The sequence below is a fragment of the Aliivibrio fischeri genome, from assembly GCA_038993745.2.
Classification (GTDB): Bacteria; Pseudomonadota; Gammaproteobacteria; order Enterobacterales; family Vibrionaceae; genus Aliivibrio; species Aliivibrio fischeri_B.
In genome coordinates this window covers 1,020,716-1,045,375 of record CP160629.1, presented here as the reverse complement: position 1 = coordinate 1,045,375, position 24,660 = coordinate 1,020,716, and the positions used below count along the sequence as shown (strand labels likewise).

The window sequence follows — 24,660 nt, the reverse complement described above, 5'->3', positions numbered from 1 at the left end:
CAATGGTTATTCACTTCTATTCCTTGAGATCAGTGAGCAAGCCTACTTTACTAACACCCGCTCGACTCAATTCATCCAAAACCAAAACAATTTCAGCATAAGGTGTACTAGCATCCCCACCCACCGCTACTGGAGAGTTTGGTTTAATACTTAATTCAGCTTTTACATTAGTGATCATTTCTTGCATCGACATAGGTCGGCGCACTTCTTGGTTATCAACACTTAAACCTAAATTACCGTCTTTATCTACTTCAACGATAATAAATGTCGCATTAGGATCTTCTCCTGCCATTGCTTGTGCTGATTTCGTATTGGTCATTTCAGGTAAATCAACATCAACACCTTGAGTCACAAAAGGAGCGGTTACCATGAAAATAATTAATAGTACTAACATTACATCAATGTATGGAACTACATTGATTTCAGCAGTTAACTTACGTTTTTTAGGTTGATAACCAGACATTACTTCTCCTGACTCGCCATAGCTTGACGGTGAAGAATACTTGAGAACTCATCCATAAATGCAGCATAGTTGTGTTCTAACTTGCCTACTTTAACACTTAAACGGTTATAAGCGATAACTGCTGGGATAGCAGCAAATAAACCCATAGCTGTCGCTACAAGTGCTTCTGCGATACCCGGTGCCACCATAGCAAGTGTTGCTTGTTTTACTGCACCCAAAGCAATGAATGCGTGCATAATACCCCATACCGTACCAAACAGGCCGATATAAGGTGTAATAGAGCCAACTGTTGCTAGGAAAGGTAGATTCGTCTCTAAGTTATCTACTTCACGAGAAACCGTCACACGCATAGCACGAGCCGTTCCGTCCATTACCGCTTCTGATGAAGAAGAGTTTACTCGAGATAAACGAGCAAATTCGTTAAAACCTGAATAAAAGATTTTCTCTGTTCCGCTAATTCGATCTTTACGAACTTTCACTTCATTGAACAGTTGAGATAGATCCATACCAGACCAAAATTTATCTTCAAAACGTTCCGCATCGCTACGAGCTACAGATAATACTTTTGAGCGTTTAAAGATCATCGCCCATGAAATTACAGACAAGCTTAATAGAATAAGCATCACGATCTTAACTAATAAACTAGCTTGTAAAAATAGATCGAGAATTGATAGTTCACCTGTCACAAGATATCTCCGATAAAATAAACGATGGGATCGCCGTTGGTTTCATAACTGAATTATCGACACAGGCTACCTTAACCGTAGCTTTGCACAATACTTTACCGTCAGAATTAACCAATATTTGACAAAAGGTTAGCGATACTTTTTTAATTTCTGTTATTAATGTTTCAACAATAAGTTGTTCATCTAAACGAGCAGCTGAAATGAAATCAATCTGTAAACTCTTTACAACAAAGCCTATAGATTCATTCAACATTACTTGTTGGGAGACCCCTTTATCTCGTAATAGTTCAGTTCGTGCACGCTCAAAGAACTTAAGGTAGTTTGAATGATATACAACGCCACCAGCATCGGTATCTTCATAATAAATGGTTATAGGCCATTTAAATGGATTCGTATTCATCTCACCTTTCTCATTATTATTGAAAAATCAATTGCTAACTATAACTGATCTTAACCCTAGGTAACTATATGATATTTACATTTTGAGGTTAAATCGTAAAAAAAAATGGTTTGTCACTTAAATAAGTAACAAACCACTCAATATTATGTTTCAACTGATGACTTTAATGCAAGCAAACTACATAAAGTATAAGTAACTGAAATATATCAAAATCAACATTGAAAAATATGGGCTAAACAGAAGTTTCCATCCCCATTTTTGAGGAATGAATCCAACAACAAAAATGAAAGCGGTACACACTGAATAAATTAGAGCTGGAGCCAATAACCCACTAAACCCACCAATTCGTTCAGCGTATATTGTCGGTTCCCACATAAGCATTGCCATATGGAACACTGCAACACCAACCAACAATAAACGAATGACGATATTGTTGATTGGAGATTGTACGCTATCGATTTTGTCAGCGAGATTACTCACTGTCTTTATCCATCATTTCTGAGTGCTCTAACCAAAGAGCATTGATGATACCAAATGCACAAGCAAGTAGAACACCTAGAATCCATGCGAAATACCACATAGTAAATACTCCTTAGTATAGAGACGTTTTGTTCTCTTCAATGAATTTATTATCAAGACGACCAAACATTTTAATGTACGTCCAGATAGTGTAAGCAAGAATAATTGGTACCATTACGATAGCAACGTATGTCATTAGCGTAAGTGTTAACTCACTTGAAGTTGAATCCCACATAGTTAAGCTATGGTTAGGGTTCAAGCTCGATGGCATTACGAATGGGAATAACGCAAAACCAGAAGTTAAGATAACACCAGCGTTAGTTAAGCTTGAGCTTAAGAACGCAAGACCACCAATATTTGCACGAGATGCAATAATTGTAACGATAGGCATGATCACAGCTAATGCTGGAGCAATCCATAGTAATGGGTATTCGTTGAAGTTATGGAACAAAGCACCTACTTCACGAGCGACTTCTTTATTTAATGGGTTTGACGGAGCAAAGTGATCTAAGCTACCTACAATCACATAACCTTCAATGCTTTGAGCCCAGATACCAGCAATTACAAACAAAACAACCACAAGAGCGCTAAAGATCATCGCCATATTTCGTGCGCGAGTGTGCAACTCACCCGTTGTTTTCATTTGTAGCCATGTAGCGCCTTGAGTAATGAACATAAATGAACTTACTAGGCCACACACTAGTGCAAATGGGTTTAACAGACCAAAGAATGAACCATGGTATGTTGGCATCATTAGGTTATCTAGTTGGAATGGTACGCCTTGTAAAAGGTTACCAAACGCAACACCAAAGATAACTGGTGGAACGAAGCTACCAATAAAGATCGCTGCATCCCACGCTGAACGCCAGCGCTTATCTTCAATTTTAGAACGGTAATCAAATCCAACAGGACGGAACCATAGTGCTGCTAACGTTACGATCATTGCTAGGTAAAAACCTGAGAATGATGTTGCGTATACTAATGGCCATGCTGCGAATAATGCACCACCTGCTGTGATTAACCATACTTGGTTACCATCCCAGTGAGGGGCAATTGAGTTAATCATAACTCGACGTTCTGAATCTGTTTTACCGATAACAGGTACTAGTGCACCAACACCCATATCGAATCCATCTGTTACAGCGAAGCCAATCAGCAATACACCGATTAATGCCCACCAAACAAATCGCAATACTTCGTAATCAAACATTGCTCAAATCTCCGTTTTTATGCTTCTACTTGGCGAGTTAATTTCGCTTCTGAATCTTGACCATTTTGCTCAAAGTGGTAGCGGCCTGTTTTCAAGCTACTTGGGCCTTTACGAGCAAATTTAACCATTAGGTAAACTTCAGCAATCAAGAAAATCGTGTACAAGCCAATAATTGCAGCCATTGAAATTAGAATTTCAGTTGCAGTTAGTGCTGATGCCGCTACGTTTACAGGTAAGATCTCACCAACAGCCCATGGTTGACGACCATATTCTGCTACGAACCAACCTGCTTCAATCGCAATCCATGGTAATGGCATACCAAATAGTGCAGCTTTAAGTAACCAAGGCTTCGCTTCGATTTTTTGACGACATGTTTGAATGAATGCAAAAGCAAAGATACCAAGCATTAATACGCCACACGCAACCATGATTCGGAATGAGAAGAACAATGGCCATACAGTTGGAATAGAATCATCCGCAGCCGCTTTGATTTGGTCTTCTGTTGCATCAACTACGTTATCTGTATAACGCTTAAGAAGTAAGCCATAACCTAAGTCATGTTTTACATCATCAAATGCAGCAATGTTTTCAGGTGTTTTCTCACCATTACGTAATTTCTCAAGTAGACCGTACGCAACCATACCGTTTCGGATGCGAAGTTCATGTTGGTCTTTAAGATCACGTAAACCAGTCACTTGCTTATCTAAAGAACGAGTCGCAATAATACCCATTACATATGGGATCTTAATTGCGTAATCTGTTTCCATAGATTCTTGATTTGGTAAACCAATCACAGTAAACGCAGCAGGCGCTTCTTCTGTATGCCATTCAGCTTCGATAGCAGCAAGTTTAACTTGTTGTACTTCACCTAGCTCATAGCCAGACTCATCACCAAGAACCATTACAGATAGGATTGATGCCATACCAAAAGAAGCTGCGATTGCGAATGAACGACGTGCAAATGCAATATCACGGCCTTTTAGTAGGTAGTAAGAACTGATACCTAGTACGAACATTGCGCCACATGTGTAACCTGATGCTACAGTGTGAACAAATTTAACTTGTGCTACTGGGTTTAGTACAACTTCAGCGAAGCTCACCATTTCCATACGCATTGTTTCAAAGTTAAATTCTGCACCTACTGGGTTTTGCATCCAGCCGTTAGCTACTAGAATCCAAAGAGCTGAGAAGTTTGAACCTAAAGCAACTAACCAAGTTACTGCAAGGTGTTGACGTTTAGATAAACGATCCCAACCAAAGAAGAATAAACCAACAAAAGTAGATTCTAAGAAGAAAGCCATTAGTGCTTCGATGGCAAGAGGAGCCCCGAAAATATCACCAACGTAGTGTGAATAGTAAGACCAGTTAGTACCAAACTGGAATTCCATTGTTAAACCAGTTGCTACACCTAGTGCAAAGTTAATACCGAACAATTTACCCCAGAACTTTGTCATGTCCTTGTAGATTTGTTTGTCGGTCATTACATATAAAGACTCCATAATAGCCAATAAAAAGGCCATACCTAGAGTCAGAGGAACGAATAGGAAGTGATACATCGCTGTCATTGCAAATTGCAGACGCGATAACTCCACTACATCAGTGATCATGAGAACTCCTTTGTGTCAGGCTGAATGACACAGTACTTCCATACTTTTAAGTGAGCGTAAACACCTTATTTATGTAGTCTTAATATTCATTAGCGTATTAATAACCACAAAGTGTTACATAAATGTGTAAATCAGGTTAATTTAATGTTAAGTTAACTCTAATATAGAACCCGCTAATATTAATAGGAAACAAGATTTCTTTCAAAAGGTTTGTCTCAAAATTGTAAGTTAATTACATTTATTTTTAGTAAGTGTTCATTTTTCACACTTTCAATAATCCATATACGAAAAAACGAGTGATTTTGATCACTCGCTTTCAATTAACTCAGCTTGAAATATTAATAGACTGTGTAAATATATTAATACTGTAACGAAATCTATTTATCAGGCTTATCAATTCCAAAATGTAGATACGCTCTATCGGATACAATTCGTCCTCTAGGCGTTCTTTGCAGATAACCTTGCTGAATGAGATAAGGTTCAATAACATCTTCAATGGTATCACGCTCTTCACCAATGGCTGCTGCAATATTATCTAAACCAACAGGCCCACCATCAAACTTTTCCATAATAGCTAACAATAACTTTCTGTCCATGTAATCAAAACCACGAACGTCCACATCGAGCATATTAAGCGCTTTATCAGCAATCTCAGATGAAATGTTCCCGTCACTCATGACTTCAGCATAGTCACGAACACGACGTAATAAACGGTTGGCAATACGTGGAGTACCGCGTGCACGACGAGCCACTTCTAATGCACCTTCAGATTCCATGGATAAATTCAAACAATCTGCACTGCGTTGAACAATATGTTGAAGATCTTCTACCTTGTAATATTCTAAACGTTGGACAATACCAAAACGATCACGAAGCGGAGATGTTAATGATCCAGCCCTTGTCGTTGCACCAATTAAAGTAAACGGAGGTAAATCTATCTTTATTGAACGTGCTGCTGGGCCTTCACCTATCATGATATCAAGTTGATAGTCTTCCATCGCAGGATAAAGCACTTCTTCAACCATAGGACTTAAACGATGAATTTCATCAATAAATAAAATGTCGTTTTCTTCTAAATTAGTCAGTAATGCAGCTAAGTCCCCTGCTTTTTCAAGAACAGGTCCTGATGTCGTTCTTATATTCACGCCCATCTCATTAGCTACAATATTGGCTAATGTTGTCTTACCTAAACCTGGAGGGCCAAAAATGAGTAAGTGATCCAGTGCTTCTTCACGCATTTGTGCAGCTTTAATGAAAATCTCCATTTGGCTACGAACATGGTCTTGGCCTTGGTAATCATCTAGCTTTTTAGGACGGATGGCTCTATCAATCACATCCTCTTCACGAAAAGTTGGGTTATCTGCTGCAATTAAACGATCAGCTTCAATCATAATAAGTACTCAACAATTAGAAGATGATTAAATCATCGACTTTAATGATTCACGGATCAATACTTCGCTGGTCATGTCCGGCTTAGCAATTTGAGAAACAGTTTTGGATGCTTGCTGAGGTTTATAACCTAATGCAATTAATGCACTGACGGCTTCATCCACAGCACTTTGTGGAGAAGTAATGAACTCTGAACCATCATCCATTGGCGCTGCATCGGTAGCTGGCGTAAACAGATCACCCGCTCCCCATCCTTTTAATCTATCTTTCATTTCAACAACAAGTCTTTCCGCTGTCTTTTTACCAACACCCGGTAACTTAACTAAAGTTGAGATATCTTCACGTTCAACACTTTGCACAAATTGCGCTGCCGTCATTCCTGATAGAATAGCTAAGCCCAGTTTAGGACCAACACCATTTGCTTTAATTACTTCACGAAACAACGCTCGTTCATTTTTAGTATTAAAACCATATAGTAGCTGTGCATCTTCACGTACAACATAATGAGTATAAATAATGGCTTCCGAACCCACTTCTGGTAATTCATAAAAACAGCTCATTGGCATCTGTACTTCATAGCCAATACCACTCACTTCAATTAATAATTCTGGTGGTTGTTTTTCTAATAAATTTCCGCGAAGACGTCCAATCACAATAGATACTCTTTAAAATAAATAATAAGTTAAGATAGTAATAAAGAACTGGATAGATATCCAGTAAAAGAAATGAGAATTTATAACAAGCGACACTGGTGTTCTTTATCTATAACGCCCACGACGTGCACCCGTTGCTTTTCCGGCTAGCGCAATTAATGTTTTATTGGTATTTGCATGACAAATAGCTGCGCCTAATGCATCAGCGGCATCGGCTTGTGGTTTAGCCGGTAATTTCAGCATACTCATGACCATATGTTGAACTTGAGATTTATCAGCAGCCCCCGTCCCTGTTACTGCTTGCTTAATTAAACGAGCTGCATATTCGTAAACGGGTAAGTCTGCATTCACCGCGGCGACAATTGCACTGCCTCTTGCTTGACCAAGCTTTAATGCTGAGTCAGCATTTTTTGACATAAATACTTGTTCAATCGCAAACACATCAGGTTGGAATTGCGTGATGATTTCAGAAACCCCGCATAAATTTGCTTTAATCGACCAGGTAGTTCTTTTTCAGACATACGAATACAACCGCTGCCAAGATATTGCAGATGACGGCCATTCTGGCGAATAACACCATATCCAGTAATACGTGAGCCGGGATCAATCCCTAAAATGATAGACATATAAAAACCACTGATTATTTATACATGTATATTAGCTAGATACCACTATAAACTCAAGGTATTAGTAATAAAGAGCTGTCTCACTTTACATAGTATAGATACAAAAATGCCCGCATAAATACGGGCATTTTTACAAAGAGTTAAACGCTAATTATGCGTCTTTTTTCTCTGCAAGTTTAACTGCAATCGCCAATTCTTCTAAAGAAGCAGGGTTTGCTAGGCTTGGAGCGTCTGTAAGTAGACATGCTGCAGCCGTTGTTTTAGGGAACGCGATAACATCACGGATGTTTTCTGTACCACAAAGTAGCATTGCTAGACGGTCAAGACCAAAAGCAAGACCTGCGTGTGGCGGCGTGCCGTATTTTAGAGCTTCAAGTAAGAAACCAAATTTCTCTTGTTGTTCTTTAGCTTCGATACCTAGGATACCAAATACCGCTGTTTGCATTTCTGCATTATGGATACGTACAGAACCACCACCAACTTCGTAGCCGTTAATTACCATATCGTATGCATCAGAGTTAGCTGCTGCTGGGTTAGCTTGTAGCTCTTCAGCAGAAACACCTAAAGGAGATGTGAATGGGTGGTGCATCGCATGCAAGTTACCTTCACCGTCTTCTTCAAACATTGGGAAATCAACAACCCATAATGGAGCCCATGCAGATGTATCTGTTAGCTCAAGGTCAGTACCTAACTTAAGACGTAGTGCACCCATAGCTTCCGATACGATACCCGCTTTATCGGCACCAAATAGGATGATGTCGCCTGTTTCAGCTTGAGTACGCTCAAGAATTGCGTTTACTACTTCTTCATTTAAGAACTTAGCAACTGGAGATTGAACACCTTCAAAACCTGCAGCACGATCGTTCACTTTCATCCAAGCTAGACCTTTCGCACCGTAGATACCTACGAAGTTACCATACTCATCGATTTGCTTACGAGATAATGAAGCACCACCTGGTACACGGATAACTGCTACACGACCTTTTTCATCATTTGCAGGACCTGAGAACACTTTGAAGTCTACATCTTTAACAAGGTCAGCAACGTCAACAAGTTCAAGCGGGTTACGTAGATCTGGTTTATCAGAACCAAAACGACGCATCGCTTCAGAGAATGGCATTACAGGGAATTGACCAAGTTCAACATCTAGAAGCTCTTTCCACATATCGTGAACAAGACGCTCAGTCACATTACGAACTTCTTGAGAAGTCATGAATGAGGTTTCGATATCGATTTGAGTAAATTCAGGTTGACGGTCAGCACGTAAATCTTCATCACGGAAACATTTTACGATTTGGTAGTAACGATCAAAACCAGACATCATTAGCAATTGTTTAAATAGCTGTGGTGATTGTGGTAGAGCGTAGAAGCTACCTTTATGAACACGGCTTGGTACTAAGTAGTCACGAGCACCTTCTGGTGTTGCTTTCGTTAATACTGGCGTTTCGATATCTAGGAATAAGTTTTCATCTAAGAAACGACGAACGAAGCTTGATGCACGAGCACGTAACTTGATACGGTCACTCATTTCTGGACGACGTAAATCAATGTAACGATACTTCAGACGTTGCTCTTCTGAGTTAGTTTGGTTGAAGTCTAATGGAAGCGCCGCAGAACGGTTGATGATCTCAAGGCCTGTCGCTAGAAGTTCAACTTCACCAGTAGCCATATCTTTGTTTACTTGGCTATCAGGACGAACACGAACTTCACCAGTAAATTTGATACAGAATTCATTACGCAGTTGACTTGCAACCTCAAATACGTCTTTCATATCTGGGTCAACAACTACCTGAACGATACCTTCACGATCTCGCATATCAATAAAGATAAGACCGCCTAAATCACGGCGACGGTTTACCCAGCCGCAAAGTTCTACAGTTTGCCCTGCAAGGGACTTGTTCAGGTTACCACAGTAATGGGTGCGCATGATGATTTTCCCAATCTAATATACATGTTCAATAGTAAATGCAGCAAAAAAGGAGTGCTGCATTTTTCATAATTCTATTCACGCTTGCTTAAATGACGTATTTACCAGCCAATCTGCTGAATTAATATACAAAACGCAAAAATATGCCGATATTATAAAGGAAAAATAACGTATACCCAAGTAACTTCCAGTCTGTTAGGTCTCTGAAAAAGTTCGCTTTCAATTTTCATTGCCCTAAAGACATTAACTAAAGAATTCACTACAATAGCGCCATCATAAGCTGGAGTGCTATGAATCATGCCGTTCTAGGTAAGTAGAGTTCAATATTTACCTAGAGTTGTATGAGTTTCGTATGGATGTCATAACCAAGCCTTAGTGAGAATCCCATGGCTAACCCTGATACTATTTTTTCAACACCAATCGATAAAATTGGTGATTTCACATTTGATGAACGCGTTGCTGAAGTTTTTCCTGACATGATCCAACGATCAATTCCAGGCTACAGCAATATTATTTCAGCTATTGGTATGCTGGCCGAGCGCTATGCTAAGCCACATTCAAATGTTTATGATTTAGGTTGTTCACTTGGAGCGGCAACGCTTTCAATGCGCCGAAGTATCGATCAAGAAGGTTGCCAAATTATTGGAGTGGATAATTCATCCGCTATGGTCGAGCGTTGTCGCTTACTTATTAATGCTTACCGCTCAGATACACCAGTAACGATTCTAGAAGCAGATATACGTGATGTTGATATTCAAGATGCTTCTGTTGTTGTTTTGAACTTCACATTGCAATTTTTAGCGCCTGCTGACCGTCACGCATTACTTGAAAAAATTTATGCAGGCTTGCGTCCTGGCGGCATTTTAATTTTATCTGAGAAATACATTTTTGAAGATGAAAATGCTAACGAATTACTGATTGACCTACATCATGACTTTAAACGTGCAAATGGTTACAGCGAACTAGAAATAAGTCAAAAACGCAGTGCTATTGAAAACGTGATGCTACCTGACACAATTGATGTGCACAAAAAGCGCTTTAATGAGATTGGCTTTAAAAGCTCTGAAGTATGGTTCCAATGTTTTAACTTTGGCTCAATGTTTGCTATCAAATAACCCTGTTTTGTTATCACCAACTATATAAAGATATTTATGTTTAATTTTGCTAATTTTTATCAACTAATTGCCCAAGATACCGTTCTTCAACCTTGGTTAAATACATTGCCTCAACAACTAACAGATTGGCAGAATGCAGAACATGGTGATATTGAGCGTTGGATAAAAGCGTTGAAAAAAATCCCAGAGGGATGCGCTGATAATATCGACTTAAAATCATCAGTAACGCTATCAAATAACACACCATTAATTGATGGCGAACGCAAAAAATTAGAAAACTTATTACAAACGTTCCATCCGTGGCGCAAAGGCCCATTTACGGTTCATGACATTCATATTGATACTGAATGGCGATCAGATTGGAAGTGGGATCGTTTGTTACCTCACATTACACCACTAAAAAATCGTTCAGTTTTAGATGTTGGCTGCGGTAACGGATATCATATGTGGCGCATGCTTGGTGAAGATGCACGTTTGTGTGTGGGTATTGACCCTTCACATTTGTTTTTAATCCAGTTTGAAGCAATTCGTAAACTAATGGGGAATGACCAACGTGCTCACTTATTGCCATTAGGAATTGAGCAGCTTCCTGAATTGAATGCGTTTGACACCGTATTTAGCATGGGTGTGTTGTATCACCGTCGTTCTCCTCTAGATCATCTAATTCAACTAAAAAATCAATTAGTTGCAGGTGGAGAGTTGGTGCTAGAAACATTAGTTATTGATGGCGACGAAAACGCAGTATTAATGCCAGTTGATCGCTACGCTCAAATGCGCAATGTATACTTCTTCCCATCAGCTCGAGCACTAAAAGTATGGTTAGAGAGCGTGGGATTTGTCGATGTAAAAATAGTAGATGAATGTGTGACAACAACAGGCGAGCAACGCTCTACTGAATGGATGAAACACAACTCTCTGCCTGAATACTTAGACCCAAATGATTCAACAAAAACCATTGAAGGTCACCCGGCACCAAAACGTGCGATTTTAATAGCAAAGAAACCTGACTAAACTTTAACATTTGGGGGCTATTCGCTCCCATTGATTATCGTTATCATGCACTCGTTAATTTAACTCAACGGAACATAAAATGATCCAACGAATTCTACCACTGGTTGCAGTTTTAAGCCTTTCTGGCTGTGCTCTTACACAACAGACTCAACCTTTAGCTTCAGACAATTCAGAAACCGTCGCTGCAATTAAATCAATGGAAACCAATCTAAACACCGTTTGGATAATATGGAAACAAAAATTGAGACTCAAAATGACTATATTTCTACATTAGAAAAAGAGTTATCTAACGTTTCTGAAGAATTATCTATTGTTCGTTCAGAACAAACAAAAATTCAAAACAGCATTAGAGTCGCGACATCTAAGAAAAAACGTCTTGCCCCGCTTCCTGTTTCTATGCAATCTCAAGCTCTAAAAGACACCATTGTGCTTGGCGCAATTGAAAACGTTGAAATCGCTGATATCAAACAAGCATTTACCGCTCGTATTGATACAGGTGCAACAACCTCTTCTTTAAATGCAGTTGATTTACAAGAATTTGAACGTAATGGTAGCCAATGGGTTCGATTCCATTTAGTAAACCAAGACGTAAAAGCTGACGATGGCAAATTGGAGTGGATTACAGCACCTGTTATTCGTAACGTAAAAATTCGTCAAGCAACAGCTGATGATGCAGAACGCCGTCCAGTAGTTGAATTATGGATCAAACTTGGTGCAATTCATGAAAAAGTTCAATTTACTCTTGCAGATCGATCTCACATGACCCATTCTGTTTTATTAGGTCGTGAGTTTATTCAAGATATCGCTGTTGTTGATGTCAGCAAAGAATTCGTTCAAAGCAAAAAATAGCTCCTACCTCAAATAAGCGGTAATTTATTCAATATCTTAGTAGCATAAATTACCGCATGAATTACAATTATAATTATCTTCCACTTATGCCATTACAATGAGGACGTTATGCCATCAAGAGTGCCTTTTTATTTTCTTATCTCGCTATTAATTGTTGCAGGACTTACATTGAGCTGGCTTCGCCATGACTCATATGGTGTGCCTTGGACTCCAGGAGAAAGAAGCCAAGTATGGGATGTTGAAGCCCGTATTCAATTTGATGCTATAAATAAACCTGTTAAGGTTTCTATGGCTGCTCCACAAACTCAAACCGGTTTTACTATTGTCGATGAAAGTGCTTCGTCTCCAGGCTATGGTATTGCTTATCTAACAACAGAGCATGGACGTCGAGCTGAATGGACAATTCGTCAAGCTGATGGCCCTCAAACTCTGTACTACAAAACTCAAATTTTAGTTGACCCTCAAGCTAGTGCAACGATTGAGCCACCTAAAACAGAGAAGCCAGAAGCTGTAACATTTGAAGGACCACATGAAGCAGCAGCAATTTCATTACTAGAACAAGCGCGCCAACGTTCTTCTAATGACATTACACTGACTCGTGAGCTTATTAAGCAGTTTAATGATAATGATAACCAAAATGCATCATTACTTCTTAATGACCTGACTAAAGTTCAAGCTATCTCTAAATTACTGAGCTTTGAGAATATCCACAATAAAGTAGTTGGTACTCTTTGGTTAGAAGATGGTCGCCGTCGCCAATCAGTTCAGCACATGATTGAAGTGTGGAGCGGTGAACATTGGATACTGTTTAATCCAGAAACAGGCGAACAAGGCCAACCGTCAAATCTACTTCTTTGGGATGAGACTAACGTTTCATTACTAGATGTTGTTGGTGGTAAAAACAGTCAAATTCACTTCTCTATGATTGCACAGGAAATTTCTCCTGCCGCAGCTACGGATAAAAAAGTAGAAGCAGATAACCTATTAAACTTCTCGATTCACAGTCTACCTCTGGAAGAACAATCGATGTTTAAAACCATCATGTTGATTCCAATTGGAGCCTTGATTGTTGTTTTCTTAAGAATCATTATCGGCTTAAAAACATCTGGTACTTTCATGCCCGTTCTAATTGCGGTTGCATTTGTACAAACACAATTAGTAACAGGTATTGTAGGCTTCTTGTTAATTGTTGGTACTGGCTTGATTATCCGAAGTTACTTATCAAAACTTAACTTACTCTTAGTTGCCAGGATCTCAGCCGTTATCATCACGGTTATTATGATCATTTCTCTGTTTACTATCGTTGCATTCAAGATTGGATTAACAGCAGGTCTGAGTATCACGTTCTTCCCAATGATCATTCTATCTTGGACGGTTGAACGTATGTCTATCCTTTGGGAAGAAGAAGGTTGGAAAGAAGTTGCTACACAAGGTGGCGGTTCATTACTAACAGCGGTAATTATTTATATCGCAATGACAAACCCATTTGTACAGCACCTTACATTTAACTTCATTGGTATACAGCTAATTGTCTTAGCACTTATTCTAATGCTAGGTAACTACACAGGTTACCGACTAAGTGAGCTTCGTCGCTTTAAGCCACTAGCGGAGGACTAACCTATGTTTAGTAGATTTACTTCTCCGTCAAAACTAAAAGCAAAAGGCATCATGGGTATGAACCAACGTAACGGCAGCTATATTGGCCGTTACAACGACAGAAGCAAATACCCATTGGTTGATGACAAATTGAAAACCAAGATCATTGCCGAAAAAGCAGGAGCAACAGTTCCAAAGCTAATTGGTGTGATCGATAGCCAAGCTGAAGTAAAAAATATTCACAACATCGTTAAAGACTGGCCAGGCTTTGTTATTAAGCCTGCTCAAGGTAGCGGTGGTAAAGGTATACTTGTTGTAACATCACACAAAGATGGCGTTTATACTAAGCCATCTGGTGCTGAAGCATCAAAGCAAGATGTTGAACGCCATATTACCAATACCCTTGCAGGTCTTTTCTCATTGGGTGGTAAGAATGACGTTGCGGTTATCGAGAACTTAATCCAATTTGATGATGTTTTTGATGGATTCAGTTATGAAGGTGTACCTGATGTACGAATTATCGTATTTAAAGGCTACCCTGTTATGGCTATGATGCGTTTATCAACATCAGACTCAGATGGTAAAGCGAACCTACACCAAGGGGCTGTGGGTGTTGGTATAGATATTGGTACAGGTAGAGCAGTACGTGCCGTACAGTTTGATTTACCAGTAGAAACCCACCCTGACACAGGTAAGCTACTAAGCACACTTGAAGTACCTCATTGGGAAAAGTTATTAACTCTGGCATCAAGTGCTTGGGAAATGACGGGCTTAGGCTATATGGGAACAGATATGGTTCTTGATAAGGAATATGGTCCTATGGTTCTAGAGCTGAATGCTCGCCCAGGCCTTGCGATTCAAATTGCAAATGGTACAGGTTTATTACCTAGACTTAAGCATATTGAAAGCTTAGAAGAAACCGTTCCTTACCCTACTCCTGAAGCTCGTGTAGCCTACGCTATGGAGCAGTTTGGTATTTATAACAAATAATATATAGCCCTACTTGTTTGTAGGGTCTATAACATTAAAAAAGGGAAGAGAGCTTATGCTATCTTCCCTTTTTCTTTATACCGATATAATTCAGTTCTTATACGTTTATTTTTCCCAACGCTCTGCCGCTGTTTTATCCGTATCACGAGATTCAACCCAACGTACTTCTTTTGTTGTTCGTTCTTTTTTCCAGAACGGAGCATTGGTTTTCAAGTAATCCATAATGAATTCACAAGAATCAAACGCAGCACCACGGTGAGCACTTGATACACCTACAAATACAATTTGATCGCCAAGTTCTAAGTCACCAACTCTATGAATTACCTTCACCTTAAGTAGAGGCCAGCGCTCTTTAGCTTGTGCCACGATATCGTTAAGAGACTTCTCAGTCATTCCAGGGTAATGTTCTAAGGATAGACCTGTAACATCATCACCTAGGTTCATATCACGAACTTTACCAATGAAAGTAACCACAGCGCCCGCAGCTGTACCTTCTGCTAGTAATTGATATTCATCACCAACATTAAAATCATGTTCTTGAACAGAAATCATATTAACCACCTGTTACTGGTGGGAAAAAAGCAACTTCATCGCCATCAGAAACAGTAGAATCTAAGCTTGAAATCGTTTGATTAATAGCAACAAGCAGCTTGCCTTTTTCTAACGCTAAATCCCACTTATCGCCCTTATGGCTTAATTCCTGACGAATGGCTTCCGCCGTTGCGTATTCACCAGATAGTTCCAGTTTATCAGTGCCAACTAACTCTTTTGTTTGTGCGAAAAATAATACTGTAATCATGCGTCTGCCTTAAAGTGTCCAGATTTACCGCCCGTTTTTTCTAATAAACGAACTTGACCAATAACCATATCTTTTTGGACCGCTTTACACATGTCATAAATGGTTAATGCCGCAACGGATGCCGCTGTTAATGCTTCCATTTCAACACCTGTTTTACCTGCTAGCTTGCATACTGACTCGATTCGAACCATGTTTTCAGCCTCAATCGCTTCAAGTTGAACTTCAACTTTAGAAAGTAATAAAGGATGACAAAGTGGGATTAAATCCCATGTTTTTTTGGCCGCTTGAATACCAGCGATACGTGCTGTAGCAAAAACATCACCTTTATGATGAGAGCCTGAAACGATAAGCTCTAACGTTTCTGGAGCCATATGAACAAAAGCTTCAGCACGAGCTTCACGAACGGTTTCTTGTTTCGCAGAAACATCAACCATGTTTGCCTCACCAGAGGCATTAATATGAGTAAAATTTGACATAATTCTTCTTTATTATCCGCCAATTGAGGCTAAATGAGGGGTCATTCCTGCGTGACCATCATGTAAAAAATGGCCTTCAGCTTTATTATCTAGCTGAGTTTGAATTCGTTGGATTAATTCATCTTGTTGAGAGTCTTGCTGTAATAAATCACGAAGATCTACACCATAATCACCAAATAAGCACATATGCAACTTGCCTTTTGCCGACACACGAAGTCGGTTACAGCTCTGACAAAAATCTTTTTCATATGGCATGATAAGTCCAATTTCACCCACGTAATCAGGATGAATAAATACCTGCGCAGGACCATCACTTTCGCCACGAGCTTTTAATAACCAACCATTAGCAATAAGATGATTTCGAATAGACACACCAGATTGATGGTGATTTTTAAATAGGTCATTCATTTCACCCGTTTGCATTAATTCAATAAAACGCAATTGAATCGGGCGAGTTTGAATCCACTTTAAAAATAAAGGAAGTTCGGTGCTATTGAGATCTTTTAATAATACGGTATTTACTTTGACTTGCTTAAACCCAACTTCAAGCGCTTTATCAATACCAGCCATCACTTCAGCAAATTTATTTTCGCCGGTGATCTGGTAAAACATATGTGGATTTAAACTATCAACACTCACATTAATATCGGTTAATCCTGCTTCTCTCCATTCTGCAACGTGCTTTTCCATACGATAACCGTTGGTAGTAGTTGCAACCTTAGTAATACCAGGCTGAGAGGCGACAGTACGAATAATATCAGTGAAATCTTTGCGAAGACTTGGTTCTCCCCCTGTAATACGTACTTTAGACGTACCACAACGAGCAAACGCACTGACAGTACGTTCGATTTCATCAAGTTCAAGGAAGGACTCACGCTTTCCATTTTCTGGTTTATAACCATCAGGTAAGCAATAAGTACATTTAAAGTTACAGACGTCTGTAACTGATAATCGTAAATAATAGAACTTACGATCAAAATTATCTGCGAATTGTTGCGCCACGGAACACCTTTCCAAACACGGGAGGCTTGTTCATTTCCAAACAAACCCTTGTGACCGAATTGTCACTGGCTCACGCTACATATTGAGTGCTTCTTAAAAACAACTTAGTAGCTTGAGCTCGGAGTTATGGCAGCCATACTGATTTTCAGTTTGGTGCTCTTATTAAAATACTCAATATTCATCTGTTTTTCCAATTTTTTTGCTATTACAGACGTTTTTAGCCCATATTTATGACTAACTATCTATAAAGTGGTAACGATTCGATAATAAATACCAAAGTATTCTGTGATAACTTCATCATTTCACTAATACTGACTTGTCCTGATTTTCATTATCAAGCACACTTTAATAACTATCACTACATAATTAAGTATCAAAACTATGATTGAACATAAAATAGTTGCTATTGGCGGCGGACACGGACTAGGTCGAGTTCTCGCAGCATTAAGTGACTTTGGTGGCAACGCAACTGGAATTGTTGCAACAACAGATAACGGTGGTTCCACAGGCCGTATACGTGAATGCCAAGGCGGAATAGCCTGGGGTGATACACGTAACTGTATCAATCAATTAATTATGGACCCTTCAATCAGTTCGATGATGTTTGAGTATCGCTTTAAAGGTCAAGGTGAGCTGCACGGGCACAATTTGGGTAACCTAATGCTAACGGCACTGGATAACTTAAGTGTTCGTCCATTAGATGCTATTAATCTAATTCGTGACATGCTAAAAGTTGAAACTCATATCATTCCAATGTCCGAGCATCCATCAGACTTGGGAGCATTAACCTCAGATTTACGTAAAATATCTGGCGAAACCAATGTCGATGAAATGGATGAACTTCCTTTACGTTTATTTCTCGACCCTGAAGTACCAGCAACACTTGAAGCCATTGATGCTGTCAAACAAGCGGATTTAATATTGCTTGGCCCTGGAAGCTTTTTAACCAGTATTATGCCACCTCTATTACTTCCGGGTATCGGAAAAGCCATTAATTCAAACAAGAAAGCCAAAGTAGTATTTATTGATAACTTATCTAAAGAATTTGGCCCAGCAGGTAAGATGGATCATAGGATGATGCTTGAGTGGTGTGAACGCGCATGTTCAGGGCGAAAAGTAGACATTATCCTAACAGATAAAGAATTAAATGGATTACAACAAGAATACGATTGCAAGAAGACTGATCTCGCATCGCCAAATCATGATTGGCGACACGATAGAGAAAAGTTAAAAGACGCGATTATTGATTTACTTAAGTAAAAGTTCTCGATAAGCCATTTCAGTTTGACGCGCAATGTCTACAAACTCAGAAATATTGCGCTCAACCCACTTTTCTTGTTTCTGCTTCGCTTTTTCTTCAATATGAATTGCCATTGTTGCAAGCTTATCTGCACCAAAACTGCCCGCACTACTCTTCAGACAATGGCTAATCTCTCTTACTTTATCAATTTCAGGATGACTACTAAGCGCCCCAATAAAATCATCTAACTCATCACAAAAAATACCAAAAAGCACAGGGATATTCTCATCTCCAACTTCCTGCATTAATTGATTTACAGCGATTTGATTAACATACTGACTCACGATAGTCCCCTTATCTTTCATTCCAAGACTGTAGTTTTCTATATATTGTAGAAGGACTAACCTCTAATTGCTTAGCGGCTTGTGGAATGTTCCCACCACATAGTTCAATTGCGTTTTCAATGATCTGTTTTTCAGATTGCCATAACGGAATAATAGTTTCTTGATCTTTACTATCTAAGATCCTATTACTAGGCAGAATAGATTCTGTAGGCTTAGTTGAATCGCTTATGGATACATTAGATGCAATATTTACACCACTCTTACTATCTAATGATAATGGAGGGGGCAACATGGATAATTCGACTTCTTTTCCTTTATTTAATACGACTACATTCCTAATAACATTTTGTAATTGTCGTACGTTTCCAGGCCAATCGTAATTCAAAAATCTATCCACAACCTCAGGACTAAATGTAATAAATTCACGACCTTCCTCGTGAGAAAAGTGCCCAAGGATTGAGTGACCAATTTCGATAATATCATTTCCTCTGTCTCTTAGAGGAGGTAATGTTAAAGGAATAACATGTAAACGATAATATAAATCCTCTCTAAATCGACCGGCTTGTACTTCTAACCAAGGGTCTCGGTTAGTCGCACACACAAATCGAACATCTACTCGACTCATTTTAGATGAACCTACCTTTTGGAAGGTTCCGGTTTGAATAAATCGCAGTAATTTGGTCTGTAAATCCAAATCCATTTCACATAATTCATCGAGGAAAAGTGTACCTCCATCTGCTTGTTCGGCAGCACCTTTGCGATCAACAGAGGCACCTGTAAATGCACCTTTAACGTGACCAAAAAGCTCACTTTCAATTAAATCTTTTGGAATTGCCGCACAGTTAATAGCGATGAAAGGCCCGTCTCCACGCTTACTAGCCGCATGAATGGCTTCAGCACACACCTCTTTACCCGTCCCCGATTCACCAGTAATAAATACCGTGGCTTTACTTGGTGCGGCGGAATCTATGGTGCGATACACCTGATGCATTTGAGAGCTACTACCAATAAATCCTTGATACTGTTTATTGGTATCTTTTGGATTCTCTTGGAATTCTTTCTGATCTTTTTGTGCACGTCGTAATGCGTTATTTACCGTAACCCTCAAACGGTCAGCTTCACATGGTTTGATTAAGAAATCTTGAGCCCCTAACTGCATGGCTTCTACTGCAGCATCAATTGAGCCATGAGCCGTCATTAATACAACAGGAATACTTTGGTTATCTTTGCGAATTTCAGCCAACACATCAAAACCTGTCATGTCAGGCAGGCGCAAATCTAGTAACACAAGATCAGGGGTTCTTAATTTGATTTTCTCAATGGCTTCAACACCTTTAGCTACGACATCAATATCAAAACCTAACGGGTTTAAATAAGAACGATATAACGCAGCAACGGAAGCGGTATCTTCTACCATTAATAAATATTTTTTTTGTATCATCAAATCCAACTTGAGGGTAAAAACGCGGTTGATATTTGCATTATGCAATCAGGATTCGCAAAACGCAATTTGCAAAATGCAAAAAAGGATGACTTTGCGCACTATTTAGGCTTATTTAGCTTATTTTTACGGGTAAAAAAGTTGGCACGCTCCCTGCAATAGGTATATTGACCCTTTAAGCCAAAGGGTCACCTAGCCAACTGACGTTGTTAGTGAAATTTACTTTCACATGAACAATAAAGCCAACCGGGATATTGCGGTTGGCTTCTTTTTTTCTGCTATAAAATCAATAACTAACTATTCACTATAAATTGTTTTCTTAAATTATCAATCTCATCTCGAACTTGTGCCGCTTGTTCAAATTCCAAGTCTTTCGCATGTTGATACATCTTACTTTCTAGCTTCTGAATCGCCTTTTCTAACTGCTGTGGCGACATCGCACTGTAACTAGCGCCTTCTTCTGCAACTTCCGATAACTTAATCTTAGGTGCAACAACTTTACGTTTATTTTTAGTCATATCACCCAATTCAAGAATATCGGCAACGTCTTTCTTAAGCGCTTGTGGAACAATACCTAACGCTTCATTGTGTAATTGTTGCTTCTCTCTTCGTCTTTCTGTTTCACCAATGGCTTTTTCCATTGAACCTGTGATCTTATCAGCGTAAAGAATGGCTTTACCCTCTAAGTTACGAGCAGCACGACCAATCGTTTGAATTAGCGAACGTTCAGAACGTAAAAATCCTTCTTTATCTGCATCTAAAATCGCAACCAATGAAACCTCAGGCATGTCTAGACCTTCTCGAAGTAAGTTAATACCAACAAGGACATCAAACTCACCTAAGCGTAAATCACGTATAATTTCAACACGCTCAACCGTATCAATATCTGAGTGTAAATAACGAACTTTTACGCCATGCTCATCAAGATATTCCGTTAAGTCTTCAGCCATACGTTTCGTCAGTGTTGTCACTAATACCCGTTCATTGTTTTTAGTTCGTATACGGATCTCAGATAATAAATCATCAACTTGTGTCGCTACTGGGCGAACTTCAATTACAGGGTCTAATAATCCAGTTGGACGTACTACTTGCTCTGCAATTTCACCATCTGACTTTTCAATCTCATATTTACCCGGTGTGGCTGAGACATAAATAGTCTGAGGCGCTAATGCTTCAAATTCTTCAAATCGTAACGGACGATTATCCAAAGCTGACGGTAATCTGAATCCATACTCAACTAAATTCTCTTTACGTGAGCGGTCACCCTTATACATAGCACCAATTTGAGAAACAGTTATATGAGATTCATCGATAATTAATAGGCCATCTTGTGGTAAATAATCAAACAAGGTTGGAGGAGCTTCACCTTCCGGACGTCCACTCAAATAACGTGAATAGTTTTCTATACCTGAGCAAAAACCCAATTCGTTCATCATTTCAATATCAAATTGAGTTCGTTGAGTGATACGTTGTTCTTCAACAAGCTTGTTATTTTCTAGCAATTCTTTTTGTCTAATAGCAAGATCAACTTTGATCTTTTCGATCGCATCTAAAACCTGCTCACGAGGGGTTACATAGTGCGTTTTAGGGTAAATAGTACAACGTGGCATATCTTTCGTTATGATTGATCCAGTTAGTGGATCAAATTTACTGATACGTTCAACTTCATCATCAAACATTTCAATACGAATGGCTTCATGTTCAGACTCTGCTGGGAAAATATCCAACACTTCCCCACGAACTCGAAATGTACCTCGTTCAAAAGCCATGTCATTACGCTTATATTGCAATTCGGCTAAACGACGCAGCATGTCTCTTTGATTAATAATGTCACCACGGCGTAAGTGCAGCATCATACTTAAATAGGCTTTTGGATCACCTAAGCCATATATTGCAGAAACTGAAGCAATAATAATCGCATCTTTACGCTCTAATAATGCTTTGGTTGCTGATAGACGCATTTGCTCAATGTGCTCATTAACCGATGAGTCTTTTTCTATAAATGTATCCGTCGTTGGTACATAGGCTTCTGGTTGGTAATAATCAAAATAAGAAACAAAATATTCAACGGCGTTATTTGGAAAGAAAGCTTTCATTTCACCATATAACTGTGCCGCTAATGTTTTGTTATGAGCCATAATGATCGTTGGGCGACCAGAATGAGCAATAACATTAGCAAGAGTAAATGTTTTACCTGAACCAGTAACCCCCAATAACGTTTGATGAGCTAACCCATTTTCAAGACCTTCATTAAGTGTTTTTATCGCTTGAGGTTGATCGCCCGCAGGTTGATAATTAGATACGAGTTCATACGCACTAGACATTTTATACTGCTCCACTTTCCTACTTATTTTTATAAGACACTACCCTATCAAATCCCTTCCCTTTTTTATAGAAACTCTTAAATAAGAAAAGTTTTCCCCAGAAAAGATTAATTTATAATCAATTTAACTTTACTCTTTATTTTTATCGTGAATAATCATTGCTATTGATAAGTAAAACATATAATAGGTGTAAGTTATTGATTTTTGTCGCCAGTTCTCATTTCTCATTTTACTTATTAAGCGCTGAAGCTATATTTAATCATGCTTAGAGACAGTTAACAAAGATCCATTAACATAGTTATCCACAGTTTTAGTGGATAACTACCCACAACCCTTATCCTCTTTAGCTTAAGAGAGATGTCAATCCTTTTTTACTCAAAATTGTTCTGTTGACCGCAAAATAAACGAACTCAATTTTTTTCAATTTTTACTGTTGACAGTTTTTTTTAGAATAGATAATATCCCGCTTTAAAATGATTCCCTTTTAGTTCAGTCGGTAGAACGGCGGACTGTTAATCCGTATGTCGCTGGTTCAAGTCCAGCAAAGGGAGCCACATTTAAATAGTTAGGTTACTGCTCTTTTTTAAGCATTACGTGACTATATAAAAAGTTAATTCCTCTTTAGTTCAGTTGGTAGAACGGCGGACTGTTAATCCGTATGTCGCTGGTTCAAGTCCAGCAAGAGGAGCCACTTTTAAAAGCCTTGTCTAACGACGAGGCTTTTTTTTACTTAAAATATTAAAAACCTATTCTTTCTAAGGTTGTTATCACGCGCTTAAAGTCCGATAATAACCAGATCATCTATTATCATAAAAATCATTGGCATGACTGAGTATCTCTTACTACTTATTGGTACCGTTCTAGTAAACAACTTTGTACTAGTTAAGTTCTTAGGACTTTGTCCATTTATGGGCGTGTCTAAAAAACTAGAAAGCGCTATTGGAATGGGATTAGCAACCACATTTGTTCTTACCTTAGCATCAGTGTGTTCGTATCTTGTCGAAACATACATCTTGTCTCCACTAGGTATTGAATACCTCAGAACAATGAGCTTTATTCTTGTTATTGCAGTTGTGGTGCAATTCACCGAAATGGTTGTACACAAAACAAGCCCAACTTTGTATCGTGTATTGGGTATTTTCTTACCATTAATTACAACCAACTGTGCCGTTCTTGGTGTTGCTCTTCTAAATGTCACTGAAAATCATAATTTCGTAGAATCTATTATTTATGGCTTTGGTGCTGCCGTTGGTTTTTCTTTAGTTCTTATCTTATTTTCTGCAATGCGTGAACGAATTGCTGCTGCCGATGTACCTTTACCTTTTAAAGGTGCTTCTATTGCGATGATCACTGCAGGTTTAATGTCTTTAGCCTTTATGGGCTTTACTGGTTTAGTGAAATTATAAACATGAGTTCAATCTTAATTGCTGTTATAGCTATTGCTGCTCTTGCCCTAGTATTTGGCTTAATACTGGGGTTTGCATCAATTAAATTTAAAGTTGAGTCCGACCCTATTGTCGAACAAATCGATGCAATTCTTCCTCAGACGCAATGTGGTCAATGTGGTTACCCTGGCTGTAAGCCCTACGCTGAAGCTATCGCAAATGGCGATATGATAAATAAATGCCCTCCTGGTGGTCAGGCAACGATCGAAAAACTTGCAGACCTAATGGGCGTTGATGTTCCTAGCTCTGCTCACGATGAAGAAAAAAGCATTAAAAAAGTCGCTTTTATTCATGAAGATATGTGTATTGGATGTACTAAATGTATTCAGGCTTGTCCTGTTGATGCCATTGTTGGCGGAACAAAAGCCTTACATACCGTTATTGAATCGGAATGTACTGGATGTGATTTATGTGTCGCTCCATGTCCAACAGACTGTATTGAGATGATCCCTGTAAAAACAACACCTGATAATTGGAAATGGGATTTAAACACTATCCCTGTTGTAAATATTTCTACAGACCAACCTTCTAAATCATCGGAGCTGTAA

Annotated in this window: 24 protein-coding genes, 2 tRNA genes, 2 pseudogenes and 1 riboswitch; of the genes and pseudogenes, 10 read left to right on the top strand and 18 right to left on the bottom strand. The window is 38.9% G+C overall.

Annotated features, from left to right (window positions below; translation table 11 throughout):
- Positions 1–16: 16 nt before the first annotated feature.
- The 11 genes and pseudogenes from tolR to aspS all read right to left on the bottom strand — a co-directional run bounded on the left by tolR (position 17) and on the right by aspS (position 9,480).
- The gene (gene tolR, locus AAFX60_005125) at positions 17–463 is read right to left on the bottom strand and encodes a protein TolR (GenBank protein ID XDF78527.1); all 447 of its coding nucleotides are present in this window, start codon (positions 461–463) and stop codon (positions 17–19) included.
- A complete protein-coding gene (gene tolQ / locus AAFX60_005120; protein XDF78526.1) occupies positions 463–1,149 on the bottom strand; it encodes a protein TolQ in 687 nt (228 codons plus the stop codon). The genes tolR and tolQ overlap by 1 nt, the downstream gene beginning before the upstream one ends.
- Positions 1,139–1,549 carry a tol-pal system-associated acyl-CoA thioesterase gene (gene ybgC, locus AAFX60_005115; GenBank protein XDF78525.1) on the bottom strand — a complete coding sequence of 137 codons (411 nt, stop codon included), beginning with the start codon at positions 1,547–1,549 and terminating at the stop codon, positions 1,139–1,141. The genes tolQ and ybgC overlap by 11 nt, the downstream gene beginning before the upstream one ends.
- A 177-nt stretch (positions 1,550–1,726) precedes the next feature.
- Positions 1,727–2,029 (bottom strand): cyd operon YbgE family protein, encoded by a 303-nt coding sequence (locus tag AAFX60_005110; protein ID XDF78524.1) that lies wholly within the window; start codon positions 2,027–2,029, stop codon positions 1,727–1,729.
- The gene (gene cydX / locus AAFX60_005105; protein ID XDF78523.1) at positions 2,022–2,129 is read right to left on the bottom strand and encodes a cytochrome bd-I oxidase subunit CydX; all 108 of its coding nucleotides are present in this window, start codon (positions 2,127–2,129) and stop codon (positions 2,022–2,024) included. Before cydX ends, AAFX60_005110 begins: the two co-directional genes overlap by 8 nt.
- Before the next feature lie 12 nt (positions 2,130–2,141).
- On the bottom strand, positions 2,142–3,278 hold the full coding sequence (gene cydB / locus AAFX60_005100) for a cytochrome d ubiquinol oxidase subunit II (GenBank protein XDF78522.1): 1,137 nt from the start codon (positions 3,276–3,278) through the stop codon (positions 2,142–2,144).
- A gap of 17 nt (positions 3,279–3,295) precedes the next feature.
- Positions 3,296–4,882, bottom strand: coding sequence for a cytochrome ubiquinol oxidase subunit I (gene cydA, locus AAFX60_005095; GenBank protein XDF78887.1), 1,587 nt, complete (start codon positions 4,880–4,882; stop codon positions 3,296–3,298).
- Positions 4,883–5,262: 380 nt separating this feature from the next.
- Positions 5,263–6,276 carry a Holliday junction branch migration DNA helicase RuvB gene (ruvB, locus tag AAFX60_005090; protein XDF78521.1) on the bottom strand — a complete coding sequence of 338 codons (1,014 nt, stop codon included), beginning with the start codon at positions 6,274–6,276 and terminating at the stop codon, positions 5,263–5,265.
- 27 nt (positions 6,277–6,303) lie between these two features.
- A complete protein-coding gene (gene ruvA / locus AAFX60_005085; protein ID XDF78520.1) occupies positions 6,304–6,927 on the bottom strand; it encodes a Holliday junction branch migration protein RuvA in 624 nt (207 codons plus the stop codon).
- 105 nt (positions 6,928–7,032) lie between these two features.
- Positions 7,033–7,553: pseudogene (gene ruvC / locus AAFX60_005080) on the bottom strand (crossover junction endodeoxyribonuclease RuvC).
- 151 nt (positions 7,554–7,704) lie between these two features.
- Positions 7,705–9,480: an aspartate--tRNA ligase gene (aspS, locus tag AAFX60_005075; GenBank protein ID XDF78519.1), complete on the bottom strand. Its 1,776-nt coding sequence runs from the start codon at positions 9,478–9,480 to the stop codon at positions 7,705–7,707.
- A 386-nt stretch (positions 9,481–9,866) separates the two neighbouring features.
- Between aspS and cmoA the strand changes: the two genes are divergently transcribed.
- The 5 genes and pseudogenes from cmoA to AAFX60_005050 all read left to right on the top strand — a co-directional run bounded on the left by cmoA (position 9,867) and on the right by AAFX60_005050 (position 15,041).
- Positions 9,867–10,595 carry a carboxy-S-adenosyl-L-methionine synthase CmoA gene (gene cmoA / locus AAFX60_005070; protein ID XDF78518.1) on the top strand — a complete coding sequence of 243 codons (729 nt, stop codon included), beginning with the start codon at positions 9,867–9,869 and terminating at the stop codon, positions 10,593–10,595.
- Positions 10,596–10,631: 36 nt separating this feature from the next.
- Positions 10,632–11,606 carry a tRNA 5-methoxyuridine(34)/uridine 5-oxyacetic acid(34) synthase CmoB gene (gene cmoB, locus AAFX60_005065; protein XDF78517.1) on the top strand — a complete coding sequence of 325 codons (975 nt, stop codon included), beginning with the start codon at positions 10,632–10,634 and terminating at the stop codon, positions 11,604–11,606.
- A 79-nt stretch (positions 11,607–11,685) separates the two neighbouring features.
- Positions 11,686–12,455 (top strand): annotated as a pseudogene (locus AAFX60_005060) (ATP-dependent zinc protease).
- Between the two features lie 108 nt (positions 12,456–12,563).
- Complete coding sequence (locus tag AAFX60_005055; GenBank protein XDF78516.1) at positions 12,564–14,072, top strand: inactive transglutaminase family protein; 1,509 nt, start codon at positions 12,564–12,566, stop codon at positions 14,070–14,072.
- Positions 14,073–14,075: 3 nt separating this feature from the next.
- Positions 14,076–15,041 carry an alpha-L-glutamate ligase-like protein gene (locus AAFX60_005050; protein XDF78515.1) on the top strand — a complete coding sequence of 322 codons (966 nt, stop codon included), beginning with the start codon at positions 14,076–14,078 and terminating at the stop codon, positions 15,039–15,041.
- Between the two features lie 105 nt (positions 15,042–15,146).
- On the opposite strand, the gene moaE is transcribed toward AAFX60_005050, so the two are convergent.
- The 4 genes from moaE to moaA all read right to left on the bottom strand — a co-directional run bounded on the left by moaE (position 15,147) and on the right by moaA (position 17,318).
- Positions 15,147–15,593: a molybdopterin synthase catalytic subunit MoaE gene (gene moaE, locus AAFX60_005045; GenBank protein ID XDF78514.1), complete on the bottom strand. Its 447-nt coding sequence runs from the start codon at positions 15,591–15,593 to the stop codon at positions 15,147–15,149.
- 1 nt (position 15,594) lies between these two features.
- Positions 15,595–15,840: a molybdopterin synthase sulfur carrier subunit gene (gene moaD / locus AAFX60_005040; protein XDF78513.1), complete on the bottom strand. Its 246-nt coding sequence runs from the start codon at positions 15,838–15,840 to the stop codon at positions 15,595–15,597.
- A complete protein-coding gene (gene moaC, locus AAFX60_005035) occupies positions 15,837–16,316 on the bottom strand; it encodes a cyclic pyranopterin monophosphate synthase MoaC (GenBank protein ID XDF78512.1) in 480 nt (159 codons plus the stop codon). Before moaC ends, moaD begins: the two co-directional genes overlap by 4 nt.
- A 12-nt stretch (positions 16,317–16,328) precedes the next feature.
- Entirely contained in the window at positions 16,329–17,318 is a 990-nt protein-coding gene (moaA, locus tag AAFX60_005030) for a GTP 3',8-cyclase MoaA (protein XDF78511.1), read from the bottom strand.
- Positions 17,306–17,454, bottom strand: a riboswitch (molybdenum cofactor riboswitch). Its footprint overlaps the gene before it by 13 nt.
- A 245-nt stretch (positions 17,455–17,699) precedes the next feature.
- Between moaA and yvcK the strand changes: the two genes are divergently transcribed.
- Positions 17,700–18,578 carry a uridine diphosphate-N-acetylglucosamine-binding protein YvcK gene (gene yvcK, locus AAFX60_005025; GenBank protein XDF78510.1) on the top strand — a complete coding sequence of 293 codons (879 nt, stop codon included), beginning with the start codon at positions 17,700–17,702 and terminating at the stop codon, positions 18,576–18,578.
- On the opposite strand, the gene AAFX60_005020 is transcribed toward yvcK, so the two are convergent.
- The 3 genes from AAFX60_005020 to uvrB form a co-directional block, all read right to left on the bottom strand.
- Positions 18,567–18,902, bottom strand: a complete 336-nt coding sequence (locus tag AAFX60_005020; GenBank protein ID XDF78509.1) for an Hpt domain-containing protein — start codon at positions 18,900–18,902, stop codon at positions 18,567–18,569. The two genes, yvcK and AAFX60_005020, sit on opposite strands and share 12 nt — an antisense overlap.
- A 10-nt stretch (positions 18,903–18,912) precedes the next feature.
- On the bottom strand, positions 18,913–20,343 hold the full coding sequence (luxO, locus tag AAFX60_005015) for a quorum-sensing sigma-54 dependent transcriptional regulator LuxO (GenBank protein XDF78508.1): 1,431 nt from the start codon (positions 20,341–20,343) through the stop codon (positions 18,913–18,915).
- Positions 20,344–20,636: 293 nt separating this feature from the next.
- On the bottom strand, positions 20,637–22,667 hold the full coding sequence (gene uvrB, locus AAFX60_005010; GenBank protein ID XDF78507.1) for an excinuclease ABC subunit UvrB: 2,031 nt from the start codon (positions 22,665–22,667) through the stop codon (positions 20,637–20,639).
- Positions 22,668–23,145: 478 nt separating this feature from the next.
- On the opposite strand from uvrB, the gene AAFX60_005005 reads away from it, so the two are divergent.
- The 4 genes from AAFX60_005005 to rsxB all read left to right on the top strand — a co-directional run bounded on the left by AAFX60_005005 (position 23,146) and on the right by rsxB (position 24,660).
- Positions 23,146–23,221: transfer RNA gene (locus tag AAFX60_005005), tRNA-Asn, on the top strand.
- A gap of 61 nt (positions 23,222–23,282) precedes the next feature.
- Positions 23,283–23,358 (top strand) — tRNA-Asn (locus tag AAFX60_005000).
- Between the two features lie 133 nt (positions 23,359–23,491).
- A complete protein-coding gene (rsxA, locus tag AAFX60_004995; GenBank protein ID XDF78506.1) occupies positions 23,492–24,073 on the top strand; it encodes an electron transport complex subunit RsxA in 582 nt (193 codons plus the stop codon).
- Between the two features lie 2 nt (positions 24,074–24,075).
- Positions 24,076–24,660, top strand: a complete 585-nt coding sequence (gene rsxB / locus AAFX60_004990; protein ID XDF78505.1) for an electron transport complex subunit RsxB — start codon at positions 24,076–24,078, stop codon at positions 24,658–24,660.

Excerpts from the sequence above, each read along its gene's own strand:
- tolR (XDF78527.1), bottom strand. The coding sequence starts at position 463 with ATGTCTGGTTATCAACCTAAAAAACGTAAGTTAACTGCTGAAATCAAT.
- ybgC (XDF78525.1), bottom strand. The coding sequence starts at position 1,549 with ATGAATACGAATCCATTTAAATGGCCTATAACCATTTATTATGAAGAT.
- cydX (XDF78523.1), bottom strand. The coding sequence starts at position 2,129 with ATGTGGTATTTCGCATGGATTCTAGGTGTTCTACTTGCTTGTGCATTT.
- cydB (XDF78522.1), bottom strand. The coding sequence starts at position 3,278 with ATGTTTGATTACGAAGTATTGCGATTTGTTTGGTGGGCATTAATCGGT.
- ruvB (XDF78521.1), bottom strand. The coding sequence starts at position 6,276 with ATGATTGAAGCTGATCGTTTAATTGCAGCAGATAACCCAACTTTTCGT.
- aspS (XDF78519.1), bottom strand. The coding sequence starts at position 9,480 with ATGCGCACCCATTACTGTGGTAACCTGAACAAGTCCCTTGCAGGGCAA.
- cmoA (XDF78518.1), top strand. The coding sequence starts at position 9,867 with ATGGCTAACCCTGATACTATTTTTTCAACACCAATCGATAAAATTGGT.
- cmoB (XDF78517.1), top strand. The coding sequence starts at position 10,632 with ATGTTTAATTTTGCTAATTTTTATCAACTAATTGCCCAAGATACCGTT.
- AAFX60_005055 (XDF78516.1), top strand. The coding sequence starts at position 12,564 with ATGCCATCAAGAGTGCCTTTTTATTTTCTTATCTCGCTATTAATTGTT.
- AAFX60_005050 (XDF78515.1), top strand. The coding sequence starts at position 14,076 with ATGTTTAGTAGATTTACTTCTCCGTCAAAACTAAAAGCAAAAGGCATC.
- moaE (XDF78514.1), bottom strand. The coding sequence starts at position 15,593 with ATGATTTCTGTTCAAGAACATGATTTTAATGTTGGTGATGAATATCAA.
- moaD (XDF78513.1), bottom strand. The coding sequence starts at position 15,840 with ATGATTACAGTATTATTTTTCGCACAAACAAAAGAGTTAGTTGGCACT.
- moaC (XDF78512.1), bottom strand. The coding sequence starts at position 16,316 with ATGTCAAATTTTACTCATATTAATGCCTCTGGTGAGGCAAACATGGTT.
- yvcK (XDF78510.1), top strand. The coding sequence starts at position 17,700 with ATGATTGAACATAAAATAGTTGCTATTGGCGGCGGACACGGACTAGGT.
- luxO (XDF78508.1), bottom strand. The coding sequence starts at position 20,343 with ATGATACAAAAAAAATATTTATTAATGGTAGAAGATACCGCTTCCGTT.
- uvrB (XDF78507.1), bottom strand. The coding sequence starts at position 22,667 with ATGTCTAGTGCGTATGAACTCGTATCTAATTATCAACCTGCGGGCGAT.
- rsxA (XDF78506.1), top strand. The coding sequence starts at position 23,492 with ATGACTGAGTATCTCTTACTACTTATTGGTACCGTTCTAGTAAACAAC.
- rsxB (XDF78505.1), top strand. The coding sequence starts at position 24,076 with ATGAGTTCAATCTTAATTGCTGTTATAGCTATTGCTGCTCTTGCCCTA.